Annotated in this window: 13 protein-coding genes; 3 read left to right on the top strand and 10 right to left on the bottom strand. The window is 40.9% G+C overall.

The features are described from left to right. Positions 1 to 63 precede the first annotated feature (63 nt). From P9M13_01885 to P9M13_01875, 3 genes are all read right to left on the bottom strand, one after another. A complete protein-coding gene (locus P9M13_01885; protein MDP8262039.1) occupies positions 64 to 1,092 on the bottom strand; it encodes an alcohol dehydrogenase catalytic domain-containing protein in 1,029 nt (342 codons plus the stop codon). Between the two features lie 15 nt (positions 1,093 to 1,107). Continuing rightward, positions 1,108 to 1,644, bottom strand: coding sequence for a cupin domain-containing protein (locus tag P9M13_01880; protein ID MDP8262038.1), 537 nt, complete (start codon positions 1,642 to 1,644; stop codon positions 1,108 to 1,110). A gap of 114 nt (positions 1,645 to 1,758) precedes the next feature. Then, positions 1,759 to 5,217, bottom strand: coding sequence for a hypothetical protein (locus P9M13_01875; GenBank protein MDP8262037.1), 3,459 nt, complete (start codon positions 5,215 to 5,217; stop codon positions 1,759 to 1,761). A 313-nt stretch (positions 5,218 to 5,530) separates the two neighbouring features. On the opposite strand from P9M13_01875, the gene P9M13_01870 reads away from it, so the two are divergent. From P9M13_01870 to P9M13_01860, 3 genes are read left to right on the top strand one after another with little or no spacing between them, the layout of a single operon-like run. Then, on the top strand, positions 5,531 to 6,139 hold the full coding sequence (locus tag P9M13_01870; GenBank protein MDP8262036.1) for a sigma-70 family RNA polymerase sigma factor: 609 nt from the start codon (positions 5,531 to 5,533) through the stop codon (positions 6,137 to 6,139). Positions 6,140 to 6,141: 2 nt separating this feature from the next. Next, the gene (locus P9M13_01865; protein ID MDP8262035.1) at positions 6,142 to 6,633 is read left to right on the top strand and encodes a zf-HC2 domain-containing protein; all 492 of its coding nucleotides are present in this window, start codon (positions 6,142 to 6,144) and stop codon (positions 6,631 to 6,633) included. A 15-nt stretch (positions 6,634 to 6,648) separates the two neighbouring features. Continuing rightward, on the top strand, positions 6,649 to 7,692 hold the full coding sequence (locus tag P9M13_01860) for a sigma-E factor regulatory protein RseB domain-containing protein (GenBank protein MDP8262034.1): 1,044 nt from the start codon (positions 6,649 to 6,651) through the stop codon (positions 7,690 to 7,692). Positions 7,693 to 7,705: 13 nt separating this feature from the next. On the opposite strand, the gene P9M13_01855 is transcribed toward P9M13_01860, so the two are convergent. The 7 genes from P9M13_01855 to P9M13_01825 form a co-directional block, all read right to left on the bottom strand. After that, positions 7,706 to 9,031: a CCA tRNA nucleotidyltransferase gene (locus P9M13_01855; GenBank protein MDP8262033.1), complete on the bottom strand. Its 1,326-nt coding sequence runs from the start codon at positions 9,029 to 9,031 to the stop codon at positions 7,706 to 7,708. A 66-nt stretch (positions 9,032 to 9,097) separates the two neighbouring features. Then, entirely contained in the window at positions 9,098 to 10,243 is a 1,146-nt protein-coding gene (locus P9M13_01850) for a DNA recombination protein RmuC (protein ID MDP8262032.1), read from the bottom strand. 76 nt (positions 10,244 to 10,319) lie between these two features. Further along, positions 10,320 to 13,304 (bottom strand): DEAD/DEAH box helicase, encoded by a 2,985-nt coding sequence (locus P9M13_01845; GenBank protein ID MDP8262031.1) that lies wholly within the window; start codon positions 13,302 to 13,304, stop codon positions 10,320 to 10,322. 164 nt (positions 13,305 to 13,468) lie between these two features. Further along, positions 13,469 to 13,693, bottom strand: a complete 225-nt coding sequence (locus P9M13_01840) for an Os1348 family NHLP clan protein (protein MDP8262030.1) — start codon at positions 13,691 to 13,693, stop codon at positions 13,469 to 13,471. Positions 13,694 to 13,806: 113 nt separating this feature from the next. Further along, entirely contained in the window at positions 13,807 to 14,127 is a 321-nt protein-coding gene (locus P9M13_01835) for a hypothetical protein (protein ID MDP8262029.1), read from the bottom strand. 121 nt (positions 14,128 to 14,248) lie between these two features. Further along, positions 14,249 to 14,434, bottom strand: a complete 186-nt coding sequence (locus P9M13_01830; protein ID MDP8262028.1) for a helix-turn-helix domain-containing protein — start codon at positions 14,432 to 14,434, stop codon at positions 14,249 to 14,251. A 238-nt stretch (positions 14,435 to 14,672) separates the two neighbouring features. After that, positions 14,673 to 16,133 carry an RtcB family protein gene (locus tag P9M13_01825; GenBank protein MDP8262027.1) on the bottom strand — a complete coding sequence of 487 codons (1,461 nt, stop codon included), beginning with the start codon at positions 16,131 to 16,133 and terminating at the stop codon, positions 14,673 to 14,675. Positions 16,134 to 16,376 lie beyond the last annotated feature (243 nt).

The following is a 16,376-nucleotide window of genomic DNA, read 5'->3' as shown; positions in this document are numbered from 1 at the left end:
TCGCTTCGCTAGGAAGAAAAACAATATCTTTTTCGTCCCTCGTCCTTCGTCCTTCGTCCTTCATTATTCTTGTGGTTTAATTATTACTTTTATCGATGCTTTTCCTTCACTCACCAGATGAAAGCCTTTTACCGTATCCCTGAGCCCTAATGAATGAGAGATCATGTCTGAAACAACAATTCTTCCTGAACGAATAAGTTCATGTGCTATAACATGATCTTCGGGACTCCCTGCATAGGTTGTCGTTACCGTAGCATCATTTTTCCAGAATATATCATTTAGTGAAAGCGGCATCGTAAGTCCATGCTGAGTCGGTGCAAATATAAGCATTGTCGCACCGCGTTCTAAAGAAGCAAACCCTGCTTCAAACGCACTTGTTGCACTTGTGCATACTATAACATTGTCAGCCAAATACCCATTATTGATTTCTCGAAACTTTTCCGGAGAATACTCGCTGGCATGATACGCATAATCTGCACCATATTCCAACGCTGCCTTCAACCGATTCTCCAGAACATCAATGACGACAATACGGCCGGCACCAAGCGCTCGTGCACATTTTACATGTAACAGGCCTGATATTCCCCCACCAAAGATAAGAACACTCTGCCCTGGTTTTATCTGTGCTTTTTTCTGACCGCGATACACGCATGCAAGCGGTTCAACAAATGTTGCATCTTCAAACGTCACACTATCTGCAATAGGAAACACCCCCCTGTCGACATTGATCGCAGGAAGCCGCACATATTCTGTAAATCCTCCCGGATCAAAATTTGTACTTCTCAGAGTATCGCATACCGTATGATTGCCACTGATGCAATACTTGCATGTATTGCACGGTACGTGGTGAGCCGCAACGATCCTCTGCCCCTGGGCATACTGGGAAATATGAGCACCTTTTTTGTGCACTGTACCACTTACTTCATGGCCCAAAACAAGCGGGGCTTTTTTAATCCGATACCATTCCATTACATCTGAGCCACATATCCCGCATGCTTCGATCTTCATGAGTATTTCGTCTGGACCGATTTCTGGAATAGGTTTTTCCTCAATCCGTATATCTTTATTGTTGTAGTAAACAGCCGCGCGCATATACTTACCCCTTATTCAAACAAATAGTGTTTCTTTATAGGTTCCGGGGGTTGCGAAGTAATGATATGTCAAACTTGGAGGCTCATATTTGAGCCGTATGCAAGGCGCGACAACGCTGGCGTACCCTATGCGGTACGTCAAGGAGGAGCAACGAAACAGACGGCCAAAGATGTGCCTCCCCGAAGGGGCTGGCCGCTTTTGGGCTGCAACTGCGTCACTCATCGCTTGCGTATCGCAAGGGATACGCGGCACTCTTCGTTCCTTGTTTCGCTCCAAAATCGGCTCAGCCAAGTTTGTCATATCATTACTTCGCAACCCCTTTATCCACGTACAGGAAAGTCCTTTCGGAAACTTTACAAGATCACCTTTTTCGAATGTTACTTCTTCCCATTCAGTCTTAACACGAGCTTTCCCTTCAAGAATATAGCATGTTTCATCACTATCATAAGACCAATCAAAGATGCTTTTCTCTTTTTCCCATATACCCCAGTCAAACACGCCTAATGCATCAAGCTTTTCCTGTGTTGGCTTTTCAATAGCTATTTTATACATAAAAGCTCCCATTTTAAGCTATAAGCTGTAAGCTTTAAGCTGTAAGACAAAATACAATATATTTACAACCTATTGCGTAAAAACTCCTATGTTACTTATAAAGAAGAAAATCCTCTATGTTGATAAAACGATTTCGACAGTATTATTGCCTTTTTCTAAACATTCTTCAACTACATTTAATGGAATACGTACCCCACCCATTCGATACGGGTTTACTAATGGGACTGTTTCAACCCTTTTACCGTTAATACACACACTGCTCACGCCATAGCTATACTTCTTTGCCGTACGGAATATATATAGCACTTTAATCTCCGGAGCATAATCACACTCATACTGAAGGGCGTCAAACCGTGAAGGGATAACAGGATCAATAACAAGATCGCCAAAAGACGATTTTACCCCAAGAATATTATTTATTATATGGTTAATAAAGAGTCCAGGACCGCTTGAATATATCCGCCACCCACCCTTAACCGGAACTGTTCCTTCTCGCAAAGAAGCATAATCAACTTCATAACGTGTCTTAAAATCACCGTCTGAACTGCTAAAATATGCGTTTGCTTGTCGGGTAACGGCATTTTGCACATTATCAGTAATGGTAATCGGGATAATCTTCATAGTGGAATCAAAAAGCTCCTCTGCCTTACCCATCTTTGCAAGAGCCTCCATATACCGAATATGTGCATGTGCGTACATAAGACCGATTTCTCTCCCGAAATTTGCACACATCTCAGCGCGCCTGAACCATCTGTTAGGACCGCCGCTGTAGGGTACCGCTTTATCCATAAGACGTGCACCGTCCGGACAATCAAGGTATTCTTTAATAATAGTATAGTACCGCACCATTTCTTCGGGGGTAAAAAACTCACTGATTATTCCTCGTATCATCGGGAGGAGTCGATAATGCATATTTGTTCTTTCATCTGACGGGTGAATGATATAATCTACCTCGCCTGCGTTACCGATATAGATAAAACCTGCGCAAACACCATCTTTTATAACGTACCTACAATAATCCTCTTTAATCTTACCAACCAAATCATCGAGCTCTTTACTCTCGTCTAATTTGCCAACTTTCGAAAGTATAGCGCTGTATGCCTTGAGGTACTGATAAGTAATTAAAATTGTCCACCCGCTCACCATGCGTTCGCGCAAATCTTTATTTGCAGGTCTTAGCGTATCATCCCAATCACCACCGTCATAAATAGATAGATGTGTTCCCGGAACACATTGAGTTTTTATATACTCGACAGCTCGTGCCAAGTGTTCATACACGGTTTCTTTTTGTTCAGTATATCCTTTTTGTGGATCATCCTGCACGGTATAGGGAATCTTTTCCTCAAGGATAGAAAAATCATTTGTTGCTTCGACATATTCTGTTATTGCCTTAAACGGCCACACAATAATGTCGCCATGACTTTCAGGATGTTGTATATCTTTATATGCCCCAAGCATAAACCACTGGGGCCAATTACCTGTTTCAATAAACTGTGTCTTAATTACCGTTAAAATCATCTCGCGTATGGGCGCGTATTGCTTAAGAGGTAATAATGCCTCGATAGGTCCTTGCAAAACATCCCGAGTTCCCCATGCCCCGCCCTTAAACTGTTCAAGGCCGAACGCTATGGTAAAATGTACATTGGCATTATGAAGATACCAATACAAAATATCGCTCATCTTAGCAACATCACGACAATCTTTTCCCGTTCCCTCAGGAAGAGATATGCGAATATTGCGTAAAATATTTTTCCAGTGATGTATCGCTCCGGATATATCGCTCTCATATGAGCGATCAGCAAAATCACTATGCGTGCAAAGTTCCTGAGCCTGACTTTGTGAGCGGGCACTACCACCTATTGCCACGCGCAACCGTTCAATTTCCTGCGTTTTCAAAACAATATACGGTAAATTCTGCCCGGCAGCGCCATCACCTAAGAGATTGTCCGTGCCGCACACCTCCACTGCATCTTTTTCATATGCCACAAAAAATGTGCATTCGGGACGTCTTTTACCAAGAAAACTATTTTCGTCCGGCTGAACCGTTACACAACCTTTTTCAGAATCAAAGAGTATATGACCCCTTTCATCAAACTCAGTACCGCCGAGAGCAAGTTCATGCGATACAAGAAACGATGCTTTTTCTCCTTTGACTATGGCCAGCTCCATATATGCCCGAGAACAATCATTATCAGACCATACCTTCACTTCGATTGTGCGCTCGCTGCCCTTATATATCCACCGAGCATGAGTAACACCCATTTCATATGTCGATGGAAGACCAAGCATTTCGTATGAACCATTTTGATTCTTTATAAAAATACGCTGACCGCTGGACTTTAACATATTTAACATTCCGCGGTGATGCGACATAAACTCTTCAAAAGATGTGTTTCCAACGGAGAGACGCATAATAAATCCGCCATAAATAAAATGCGAGAATGAAAGAACATCAAGATCTCCTGCTAACTCTTTTCCTGAGCGGATAATATATCCATGAGTCCGGGGCGAAATAAGATCTTTTTCCTGGCAAACAACATGTGACGCGTCAGTAAAAAATGAATACAACGTACCCTGTGCGGTTTCAACATGACTCCGCGCACTGCCGAAGTAATCGATGAGCTCTTGATCCGTAAGTGCATTTGTTTTAAAAAATGAAATATTGTTATAAAAACATGTCTGTGGTGTTCGCCAATCAACAACTTCTGCACTTTGATCAGTCAAAGATTTCTCGTACCAGGACTCGACATGATCAAGTATACTCAAATCTTTTTCGCAGGTCGCTTTCGTATGATTTTCTTTTATATATCCAAAATATCTCGCCGTACACGTATCCCCTGATGCCAAAATATAGATATCGCTTTTTAAACCAGTAAGAGAAAACTCATCTTGCAAAACGACGTTTCCCCAGTCTCTTTGTTCTAAAGCCATCGGAATATTATCTTTTTTATAACTGAGGCCATAAAACTGTACCCCATCTGTAAGGTAACCACTTGCTCCGTCAAGGCACCCTTCAATCATCCATGGACACCTATCACCAAACGGGTGATTCTGTCTACTGGCAATAACATATCCAAAATGATCGACATGAAACGATTTTTGATCAATATACTGACTGGTATAGTTTTCGTTAATCCTTACCGTAGCTTCATTGGTAAGACCTTTATCCTGGATATAGACGATATCGCAGTGTTTTTCATCTTGCGTGGTATTTGTCGCGGTAACAGTATAAAACCAACTATCACTATCAGAACTTAATGTGAAAAGGAGAACATATGAGAGGCCAAACACCTCGCCTTTCCAGGACACTGAAGTGTCAGTCATGCTAAAAACGCTTTTACTTTCAGGCCCGATCAAAGGGGCATAACGAAGACCATCACGTTCGATCAAGCGGATATACAGATTTGATATACTGCCTTCAAGGGGATGTCCTACATAAAGGTTTGCCATTATATCTTTAAAGCCAATACGGCGCAGAGCTCCATGAGAACGATAAAACACGAATTCTAATCCGGTCTGGTTGCGCACGACATGCTGAGCAATCTCATTCTTCGAATTAAAAAATATATTCACAAAGACATACTTCCCGTTTCAAAGTTTTACGATATAAAAAGAGTGTTGTTTTTCTTTCACACTCATATCTTTTTATGTATACTCTGTTTTGATAAATATCTGATACCAACTAAAATAAACATAAATGTTACTAAACTTTTAGTTTAAATCAAGATAAAAATAGTTGGGAGAGTGGAACATTTTGCCCAGCGCTTGCGTAGTAAAGTAGTGGGTATAAACAGGAAAAATCGTAACCATTTCCTGTGCCATTTGTTACGGAACATTTACAGACACCGCTCGTCATAATTATTGAGAGCGGGAGGTATATCATATTATGGTAGAAGAACACTCTGAAGAACTCCCACAGATAGATGAAGCAACTATCAGAAAGTGTCAGGAAGGCGATAAGGGGGCGTTTCACATGATATATCAACATTTTAAAACTAAAGTATTTTCAACAGCGTTTCGCTTCACTAATAATTACGATGAGGCGATGGATCTTACACAGGACATTTTTATTAATATCTTTAAGAAGATAAAAATGTTTGAGTTTCGATCATCTTTATCAACGTGGATATATCGGCTTTCAGTTAACGCAGGCATTGATAGGGTTCGTAAATATAAACGTTACACTCTTACATCAATGGATCATCCTGATTTTCAGGCAACAAACGATTTTAAAGAGCTGCATAAAGAACATCAGGTAAAGCGTGCAGATGAGAATGTCATACAGGATGAAAATGCCGCAAGCACGCATGAGGCGCTGCAAAGACTATCACCAAAATTAAGGGCAATACTAATTCTTCGTTATATCGAAGATTTACCCTATAGTGAAATAGCAACCGTATTAAAGTGTTCTGAAGGAACAGTGAAATCTCGTTTAAACAGAGCTCATATAAAACTTAAAGAAGTACTAGAAAAAGATTCAGAGGTTGGGAGATAATTATGCGCTGCGGAAAAATAAAAAAACTAATGTATGATTATATTGATGGCACGCTCACCGAATCAGTTTCTCAGGATATTGATAGACATATCGATGAGTGTTCAAAATGTGCCAAGCACCACCAAAACATTACGCAAAATATCGCTCTTTTAAAAGAACTGCCAAAGCTTGAAACACCTGATATGTGGACATCGATACATGAAAAGATAATGGAGGAAGAGCAAGCCTCGTCACTTGCTGTATTGTGGAATCATTTTAAAACCATCTCCCAACCATATGCCGTCCCGGTTGCGTCCTGTGCACTTATTCTCATTGTCTCTGGCGTATTATTATCTCGCGGCATGCTTGCAAGTAAAGATACCGTTATTGATGTGCAGTTTAGAACAACACAGGAAATAGCATTTTATATCCGTGAACATAATCTTCCGGACAATTCCGCAACATTTCACGGAGAATTTGAAACATTAAGTATTACCACCGAAAACGGTGTATAACTGAAGGTAAGGATCATGAAAAGAATACTAGTCTGTATGAGTGTTATCGGGTTATGCGTATGTGTGTCCTCGTGCGCACAAAAAACAGATGTTGATCCTCAAAGCGTCATAAAAAAAATGATGGCACAGGAATCACAGCTGGATTATTCCGGGACAAAGGTTGTCACTCAGCATATTAAAGGTCTTCCTTTTTCAGTAACACTCGATATTTTGCGTGAGCATCCCGATAAGTTACGTTTCACCTTTATTGATCCGCCGGAAATGAACGGTAAAGAATGCATAAAAATAGGCGATAATTTCTGGCGCATTAAAGACGACAGGCCGCATCATAGAAAACATTTCAAGTTTCATCGCATCTTCAAGAATTTCCAGATACGAAACCTAAACCTTCTCCTAAAGAACTTTTCATTGCGATATATTGGAACAGAAAATGTCGCGGGCAGACCTTGTTACGTTATTTCAGTTACGCCAAAGTCACGCAGTCCTCTGTGGAGAAAATTGTGGATAGATAAAAAACATTATCTTACTTTACGATCAGACGAGTTTTATAAAACATGGGGGCGTTCAAAACCTTTATCAATATTTACTTTTACAAAAATAAACTATGCACCGACATTCAAGAAAGATACATTTACCGTGCCTATTGATGAAGGAGCAAAATCAATCATAACTGAATCTTCACGAGAAAACGTAACGTTAAAACAGGCTTCTCGCAGAATCAATGTACCTATCTATTTACCAACACATATCCCGAGAGGTTATGAGCGGGATGAATTACAAATTTATCAGCGCGACAAAAAAGAATTTCTACATGTACTGTATTCAAACGGCCTTTCAACGATATCTCTTTTTCAGGGAAAAATGACCGGGCATCACAAGAAATGGTTAAAACAGCTTAAAGGCAAACAACCTCAAGATGGCGTCACATATCGCATGAAAAAGGGGATGCTTACCATACTAAACAAAAAAGAAGGCCCCACAAACATAACGCTTATGGGTAAAATCCCGACGAGCAAACTGGAAAAGATGTTTTCTTCTTTAAAGAAAGTAGAAAAATGATCCTTCGGATCTATTATTTATTTTCTATCGGGTAATGTTTTTTTATCAAAGATAGGGCGTGTCTTTTTGTTTTGATAGTATTTTCGAGCTGACCATCTTCTACAAAAGTAAGAATTTCTTTAAACCTCGGACTAGGAACATACCCAAGCTTGATAAGATCATTCCCATTAACAAGCGGCTTTGGTCTTAAGGCTTCTTTAGTACGGCTGTACTCTCTTAGTTTCCGTTTGCAAAAATGCCAGTTATCGAGCATTCCATGGCTTGCAAGACAATCAAGACGATGCAGATCAAGCTCCATAGGAAACGTCGGTTCTTTTAAAAAACGTTTGAGCTTATTCACGCGCATCTTTTTAACATCCATAAACTTAAGATGGTTAAAGATAGCGATTTCAACCGCTTTGCGTATATCATTAGGAAACTTCAGGCGTTTCATTATAACGCCTGCCATGCGTGCCCCAACCCATGTATGCCCGTCAAACCGTATCCTTTCAGCGACTCGATAAGTGTCTGGCTTACCCACATCATGCAAGAGCACCGCAAACGCAAGGGTAGCGGACATTTTTTTTCCTAATTCAAACATCAGCCGTGTATGTACGTATACATCTCCCTCGGGATGAAAATTCGGTGGCTGAGCGACTCCTTGCATTTTGCATACTTCCGGCAAAACTTCTTTCATGAGTCCACTTTTTACTAAAAGATCCATGCCTTGCGCAGCATTTTTATCGGTAAATATCTTCGAGAGTTCATCGCGTATTCTTTCAGTGCTAACTTCATGTATTTTCGAGGCATGTTTCTTTATTGCCGCAAACGTTTTCTTTTCGATTATATACCCAAAGCGCGCACTGAAACGCACGGCTCTTAACATACGGAGTTTATCTTCTTTAAAACGTTTTTCAGCGTCACCAATACACCGCAACACTTTCTTTTCAATATCCTTAACACCACCAACATAATCGAGTGTCTTCCTCTTGGCGGGATCATATAAAAGACCGTTAATGGTAAAATCTCGCCTCAGAACATCTTCTTTAGCGTTAGAAAAATGTACTTTTACCGGTCTTCTTCCATCAATATACTCACCGTCTTTTCTAAATGTCGCAACTTCGTACTGGATCTTACCCTTTACAACAACGACAACACCAAACTGCACGCCAACAGGTATCGTTTTGCGAAACAACTTCATTACGTCACGTGCGGTTGCGTCTGTCGCAATATCATAGTCTTTGGGCACCTTTTTCATAACGCGATCGCGCACACATCCTCCAACAAAATAGGCTTCATACCCTTTTTTGCGTAAGGTGTTAACGATTTTTTTTGCATTTTCCAATTTTACATTTTTCATGCTGTATGTTCCTATACTCGGTAAAGGGTAATTGCATCCCGGAAAACAACACGGTAGGAGTATCGACTATTCCTGCATCTGCTCGACTGTCTCTTCGGAAATTTCTTCATGATCTTTGCTGTCGGGTTGACCTTTTCGATACTCTTCGATCTTATCTATTTTTCGGTCAAGCTTACGTTGACGTGTCCCAACAAGATCACCATATGACTTCTGCACTTTTTCAAGCCGATCACCCATTTCAGTCATTTTATCGCAAAACTTATCATACTCACCAAGAAAAGACTGGATAAGAGTCAGTACATGCTGCACACTTTGCGAGGTATGATAATTTTCCCATGCCTGCCAGATAATTCTAAGTACTGCATACAGCGTCCACGGCGAACACAGTATAACTTTTTTTTGTATCGCTTCATCGATCAGTCCAGGAGCAACTTCATTTGCAAATGAATACACCTGCTCATTCGGAATAAAAAGCAATATATAATCAAGTGTCTTTTCATCGGGATTTATATACTCTCTTTTCGTTATTTCTTTTATTCGTAATTTTACATCCGATACAAATTGATTTTTTTTATTTGTACGCTCAACGTCAGATTGCGCATTGATATATCCTAAATATGCTGAAAGCGGGAACTTTACATCCATATACACCTTATGCCCATCGGAAAGATTAAACATGAAATCCGGACGGGTATTTACTGTTTCCTGCGCGGTATTTTTCTTATAATGCAGCCCTTCAACCAGTCCTGAATATTTGAGAATATCATCGGCTATTTTTTCACCCCAATGCCCTCTCAACTTTACGTTCCCGAGTATTGTATTCAGTTTTTCAGTTGAACACTGCAACCTATTTGTTATCTCAGTGGTATTCCTTAAATTTTCTTCCAGGCTACCGTATTTATCACCTCTATCTTTTTCAAATTCACGCATAAGTGATTCATATTTTTTTAACTGATCAGATAATTGTAAAACTGAAGACTCAACTTTTTGCCTGTTAAGATCAAGTTCTGTTTTTGCTTTTGTCTGTTCGTGATCGAACTTTTCTTTCGCAAGCGCCATAAAATGCTCATTATTGTTTTTGAGCATGTCTTGCGTTGCGGATACAAACTGTGACTTCAAATCTTCGCGAGTGTTACGCATAACAAACTTAATAAAAATAATCGCAATCGCTGCACCAAAAACAAAACTAATTATAATCCAAAATATATCCATATGTATCTCTTTCAAAAATTAAGGTGTTACTTATAACCTGCTTCATAGTATACCATCTGGCAGATTCTTTACCAGCCTAAAAAGCTTGAGAATTGGTGGTGTTTGTGATTGCGGTAGTATTTACTGGAACTGACTTCTTTTTTAGCTCTTTTTCGCTTTTTACTAGTTCTTCAATATCCCAATCAACCGGCAGTTGGACAGTTTCACCGTTTTTGCGCTGAAAAATGACGTGCTTTTTCAGGGCGCCATGCAAAAAAAGGTCCCTGGTGATTTCCACGTCTTTGGTGCAGTACTCTGCAATCTCTTTCATTTTTCCTTCTTTAAACCATCTGAGCGCCATTAACCCGTCTGCGGACTTTTTTGAGCCAAGAGTATTTTTAGCAAGATGGTCAAGGCTTAATCGATGCCCTAGATTCTTGTGTATATCCTCTAAAATATCGAACGTATTAAGCTTTGTAAAATCAAAGTCGGTATATCCTTTTAAAACACCATAATCAAACCGTTTCACATTAAAACCGACAACAAGATCGGCTGCTTTCAGCAGTTCTATTAAATCATCAATGGTGTTTTCATAGAAAGTGAGGAATTTATCCTGCCGCGAATCAAATGCAACTCCTACTGATACCCTCATAAGATGGTTATTGTTCCATCCACCAACTTCAGCGGCTGATCGTTGTGTTTCAAGGTCAAAGTAAACAACGCGTTTGGCCTCTTGTTTTATTTCCACGGGTACTTCTTCCATGAATTTTTCCATGTTCTGGAGGCCCTGGTCGAGATCAGTTGCCGTATTTTGATTTTCAAGAGATCGTTTGCCTAATAAGAGCTCTAGGAGCATTATCGCTCCCTGCTTATCAAGCGGTTTGTTTCCCGAGCCGCATTTTGATGAATGTATGCATGAAGGACACCCAAAATCACATTCGCATTGTGAGACAAGGTTTAATGTCGCGTTAAGATGCTCTTCGATCTTGTCATAACATCTTTGTGATAAGCCAATCCCTCCCGGATAGCCATCATAGATAAATATCGCTGATTTACCTACCTGAGCATGTACCGGATAGCATATTCCACCCACATCATCACTATCACACATAATAAAAAGAGGAAAAAGAGCGATCAGGGCGTGCTCAATAGCATGTATAGCCCCCATATAATTAAACCCTGCCTCTTTAAGGTGATCTTGAAACATCCATTCGATCTCTATCCACATACCGACTGTTTCAAACATCTGTGGAGGTAATTCAAGCTCATAATTTTCCAATACCGACTGGCTGTAGAGCTCTTTTTTCTGGTAACCGGTAATGGTTTGGGTTACTTTCAGGTTTCCTTCGCGAACAATGAAGTTGTGCACTGGCTTCATCCTGTCACGGGAAAGGATCTCAGTTTCTTTTTCCGATATTGCGTGTGTGTAATATTTCTCTCCTGAATGTGAGACAATAATATTCTTGTTCTCGAGATCAAGTTCGGTAACCACATACTGTTTTGCCCTATGAAGATATATTGCCCCTTTATGACATTCTTTAAACACTCGTATCCCACTTACACTACCCATAGGTTTTTTCTCACCTTTTTCAAATATGGTGTATCCCTCACCAATTGATCGAATATGCACATGTCGTTGTGGTCGCTGGCTCGCCCCGTACCAAAGATCTTCGGTTGCACTCTTAAAAAGCCCTTTTTCAAGCTCGAGCTCACGAATACTTACAGAATGTGTTTCAAATGGATACGAAAGATCCTTCTTTTTTAGCGGGAGTTCCTGTGCGGCGCATTTAATATGCGCTTTTTGTATGGGTCTATTGGTATTATCAACTATGATATCTTCGTATCGGCGCGTAAAGAAATCGTCCGGATTATGCATAAAATACTGATCGAGCGCATCCTGCCCCGCGATCAAAAAGATGATCGAGTCATTCCCCGCTCTCCCTACGCGTCCGCCCCGTTGCCATGTACTCGTAATCGTTCCCGGATACCCAACAAGGATGCACACGTCAAGGCCACCAATATCAATACCCATCTCAAGAGCACTCGTTGATATCACCCCGTCCATTTCATCGCTGAAAAGTTTTCGTTCAATCTCTCTTCTCTCTTCCGGCGTGTATCCCGCACGATACGAGCTTACCCGGTCATGCAGTGAAGGAGATTTTTCTAATACCCAGGTATAAATAAGCTCGGTAATCTTTCTCGCCTTTGAAAAAACGATTGTTTTCAGTTTTGCCTGAATACTACGCAAAAAAAGTTGTGATGCTGCTGTATACGGGCTTATTTCAGGGTTTATAAACACAAAGTGTTTTTTTGCTTTTGGGGCACCGTCTTCTGTAATGATCGAACATTCATGGCCGGTAATGTCTTTAAGAAATTTTTCGGGATTACTTACCGTCGCGGATGAACAAATAAACTGTGGGGAAGCACCATAATGCTCTGCAACTCTCTTTAACCTCTTTAAAACATGGAGAAAATGTGTCCCGAAAACACCTTTATAGGTATGCAGCTCATCGACAACAATATACCTTAGGTTTTTAAAGAATGTTTCCCATTTTGAATGATGAGGAATGATCCCTAAATGCAACATATCCGGTGTCGTAATAATAATGTTTGGCATTTCACGTATAATCTTTGTTCTATGACTTGGCTTTGTGTCACCATCATAGATTTCTGCGGTGATAAAGCCAGCGCTTCCAATCCCGTTAACAAATTCACGCAGCCCTTTAAGCTGGTCTTGCTCTAACGCTTTAATAGGAAAAATGTATAGGCCACGAGCACTATTATCATCCAAAATATTGTTTAAAACTGACGTGTTGTATATGAGGCTCTTACCACTCCCGGTAGGAGTCAAAATTCCGGTATGGTTTCCTTTATGGATTTCTTCCAGTGCTTCGTGTTGATGAGAAAAAAGTTTTTCGACCCCGTTTTCTTTAAAGTATGAAGTTATCGATTCAGCGATCCATGGATTAATATCACATAGGTCAGGTTCTTTTTCTTCAAGCTCTTCATGGTGAATCACATAGTCTTTAAAGACAGATGATTTCTTCAGGGAGGATATAAAATCATGTATTTCTTGGGGCATAACAACAACACTTTTTGGGTAATTTCAGGTTAACATTTTTAACTTAGTATAATTACCCCCAATTATCAAGCACAAAGACATTTCATGTCATTTAATTTTTTTGGTTGGGAAGCATATTCGTATTTATGTTAGAAAAAACGAAAAATAAAAGAGTCGATGACTCTTTACTTTGATGAACCGTTTTTCTTGATCTTTTCTACGGGGTGAGGGATGTTTCCCTTGATGTATTTCTGGTCAAACTCTACTTGCATAGCCTTAATTGCATGGATTTCTTCAGGGGTAAGCTCATATTCTTTGAGTGCTTTTTCGGGATTTTCCATTAACTGCTTAGCAAAAGCTCTATCTATAACACTTTTACTGATTATATCATATACGATTTTTCGAGTCATGATACACGCACACCCTTCTCTTTTTCTGTTATTGCTCTACATTATACACTACTAGTGTTGCTTTGTCAATAGCGCGAATTGCTTTGTCAACCCAAAGTTAAAATGTCCGCTTTTTAATTAACTAGTTGCAACTGTTCTTTCCCTTTTTTTAGATATCTTTTATATGGGTGACTCATTGGTGGAAGATACCTCTTCTTGATCTTTGTCGTCTTTGTCTCTGTTTGCTTTGTAGAACGGCTTTTTATCTCGATACACTCCAAAAGACGTCCACTATCCTCTCGTATTACCACCCTGCCGCTTATCCTCTCTTCTACCGTTATTTTCTTAGCTTTTGTCACACTTGTTACCTGATATAGCTTACTGTTATAACCCACCGTATAGTCATTACGGATTGTACGCTGTGTTTTAATGCATAAATACTCATCAAGGTCCATGCCCTCAGGTATTTCCAGGTGCTAATGTCGGCCCAAAATCCCAGTACTTCTCTCGGCATATCTTCCTCACCTTTTCCTTGACCTCTTCCGGATTGGCATTATGTGAGGCTCTGCCTCACGACTAGTGTATTATCTCTTTATCTCCTTCTGTTCGTACCCGTTTCGTTTTCCTGCGTATTTGCCGCGTGCTTAATCCCAATATCTTTCCTGCTTCACTTTGTCTTATTTGTTTCTCCAGTACTTTCCTGATCACATGCAAGTGCTTTAACTCTTTCTGTTTTATCACGATTATGTCCTTTTCTGCCATATTGCCCTCCTCTTGGAGGTACAATTATAGCATCTGTAAATAGGACATTATCGCATTGGTATAACAGGAGAGGGCTAAAAAAGGTGAATGATTGAAACAAATAAGTGCGTTCTCAGAAATCGCATTGCGATTACAAGATTGGAAGTAACATTCTCACCGCGTCGGTGAAAAATCCCACCGACCGCGGTGTCTGTTTCAAAAAAATAAAAGTGATGACATAAGAATGAAAGTAGCGAAGCTACCCCTTGATGACGCCGAGGGGTTTCATGCGGACAACGGGACGGGCAAGACCTGCTCCGGTAACTGCTTCAGTGACCTCGTTAACATCTTTATATGCGTAAGGAGCTTCTTCAGCTATGGTGCTTTTACCTGTCGCCATTACTAGGATACCTTTTTTCTCGAGATCTGAGACAATCTGGTGTGCAGTTGACTGTTTTACGGCTTGAGTGCGACTCATTACCCTACCGGCACCATGACAAATTGAGCCGAATGTTTCTTGCATTGCACGTTCGGTTCCGACCATAACGTATGAGTAGCTTCCCATATCACCAGGAATAATGACCGGTTGCCCTATAGCGCGATACTTTTGCGGTATATCGGGATGATTTTTTGGAAAAGCACGGGTTGCACCCTTGCGATGAACACAGAGAGTCTTTTCTTTACCCTCAATGACATGGTGCTCGATTTTTGCAATGTTGTGTGACACATCATACACAAGATCCATCCCGAGTCCGTGATAGCCCTTTTGAAAGACTTTTTCAAACACGCTGCGGGTAAGATGCATTAGACACTGTCTGTTTGCCCACGCATAGTTTGCAGCAGCATACATTGCCGCGAGATACCGCTGGCCTTCCTCTGATGCGACAGGAGCACTGACGAGCTGTCTGTCAGGAACACTGATTCCGTATTTCTGAGGACAGTTTCGCATAACTTTCAGGTAATCAGCACACACCTGATAGCCAAGCCCGCGTGATCCCGAATGGATCATTACCGTAACTTGCCCCTCGAAAAGACCAAAACATCGCGCTGCAGTATCGTCAAACACTTTATCTATGACTTGCACTTCAATAAAATGGTTTCCCGACCCAAGTGTTCCTGATTGATCTAGCCCTCGTTTAATTGCACGATCAGATACACATTCCGGGTCAGCGTCTATCATGCAGCCATTATTTTCGGTATATTCAATGTCTTCTTCGGTACCATATCCATTATTAACGGCCCATTTAGAACCTTTTTTGAGTAGTTTTTTTAATTCAGCCGGATTAATTTTTATCTTTCCGCCGACACCAACACCACAGGGAACATTGTGATAGAGAGCCCTGACAAGGTCTTGCACCTTTGGGGTAATATCTTTCTTTTCAAGATCCGTTCGCAAGAGACGTACCCCACAGTTTATATCAAATCCAACTCCTCCCGGTGTAAGAACCCCGCCATTATCAATATCAGTAGCTGCAACACCTCCAATGGGAAAACCATAACCCCAATGTATGTCGGGCATAGCGAGCGAATACTTCACTATGCCGGGGAGAAAGGCAACATTCGCTATTTGTTCCTGACATTTATCTTTAACGATCGCATCAAGAAATTTTTCAGGGGCATATATCCGCCCGGGAACTTTCATGCCTGGTTTAAAAGTTTGTGGCATTTCCCAGCAGTAATCGTTTATTTTTTTAAGTCCTTTAATTGATTCGTGATCCATAGCTTACCTTTGAAGTTTTTATTTCTAGTAATAAAATTCCAATTAACAAATACCCACTCAACCACCTAATTCCCACCGCGTAGGAGCCCCTTTGGGTCACCTACGCGGTGGAAAAGGGGTGAAATTACGCCGTGTCGGGGGGGGGGGGGGGGGGGAACCACCCCCCGCGGGGCGGCCGCCCCCGCGGGGACAAAACCCCCCCTACGCCCACACCACCCCCCCCCCCCCCACCAAACCTTTTAC

Source organism: Candidatus Ancaeobacter aquaticus (assembly GCA_030765405.1).
Taxonomy (GTDB): Bacteria; Auribacterota; Ancaeobacteria; order Ancaeobacterales; family Ancaeobacteraceae; genus Ancaeobacter; species Ancaeobacter aquaticus.
Note: the sequence above shows the minus strand (reverse complement) of the source record. Positions and strands in the feature narration are given on the sequence as shown.

What these genes read in the sequence shown, in the direction of transcription:
- P9M13_01855 (MDP8262033.1), bottom strand. Translation starts at nt 9,031, where the DNA reads ATGAAAAATGTAAAATTGGAAAATGCAAAAAAAATCGTTAACACCTTA.
- P9M13_01860 (MDP8262034.1), top strand. Translation starts at nt 6,649, where the DNA reads ATGAAAAGAATACTAGTCTGTATGAGTGTTATCGGGTTATGCGTATGT.
- P9M13_01850 (MDP8262032.1), bottom strand. Translation starts at nt 10,243, where the DNA reads ATGGATATATTTTGGATTATAATTAGTTTTGTTTTTGGTGCAGCGATT.
- P9M13_01830 (MDP8262028.1), bottom strand. Translation starts at nt 14,434, where the DNA reads ATGGCAGAAAAGGACATAATCGTGATAAAACAGAAAGAGTTAAAGCAC.
- P9M13_01845 (MDP8262031.1), bottom strand. Translation starts at nt 13,304, where the DNA reads ATGCCCCAAGAAATACATGATTTTATATCCTCCCTGAAGAAATCATCT.
- P9M13_01835 (MDP8262029.1), bottom strand. Translation starts at nt 14,127, where the DNA reads ATGGACCTTGATGAGTATTTATGCATTAAAACACAGCGTACAATCCGT.
- P9M13_01865 (MDP8262035.1), top strand. Translation starts at nt 6,142, where the DNA reads ATGCGCTGCGGAAAAATAAAAAAACTAATGTATGATTATATTGATGGC.
- P9M13_01870 (MDP8262036.1), top strand. Translation starts at nt 5,531, where the DNA reads ATGGTAGAAGAACACTCTGAAGAACTCCCACAGATAGATGAAGCAACT.
- P9M13_01885 (MDP8262039.1), bottom strand. Translation starts at nt 1,092, where the DNA reads ATGCGCGCGGCTGTTTACTACAACAATAAAGATATACGGATTGAGGAA.
- P9M13_01825 (MDP8262027.1), bottom strand. Translation starts at nt 16,133, where the DNA reads ATGGATCACGAATCAATTAAAGGACTTAAAAAAATAAACGATTACTGC.
- P9M13_01840 (MDP8262030.1), bottom strand. Translation starts at nt 13,693, where the DNA reads ATGACTCGAAAAATCGTATATGATATAATCAGTAAAAGTGTTATAGAT.
- P9M13_01880 (MDP8262038.1), bottom strand. Translation starts at nt 1,644, where the DNA reads ATGTATAAAATAGCTATTGAAAAGCCAACACAGGAAAAGCTTGATGCA.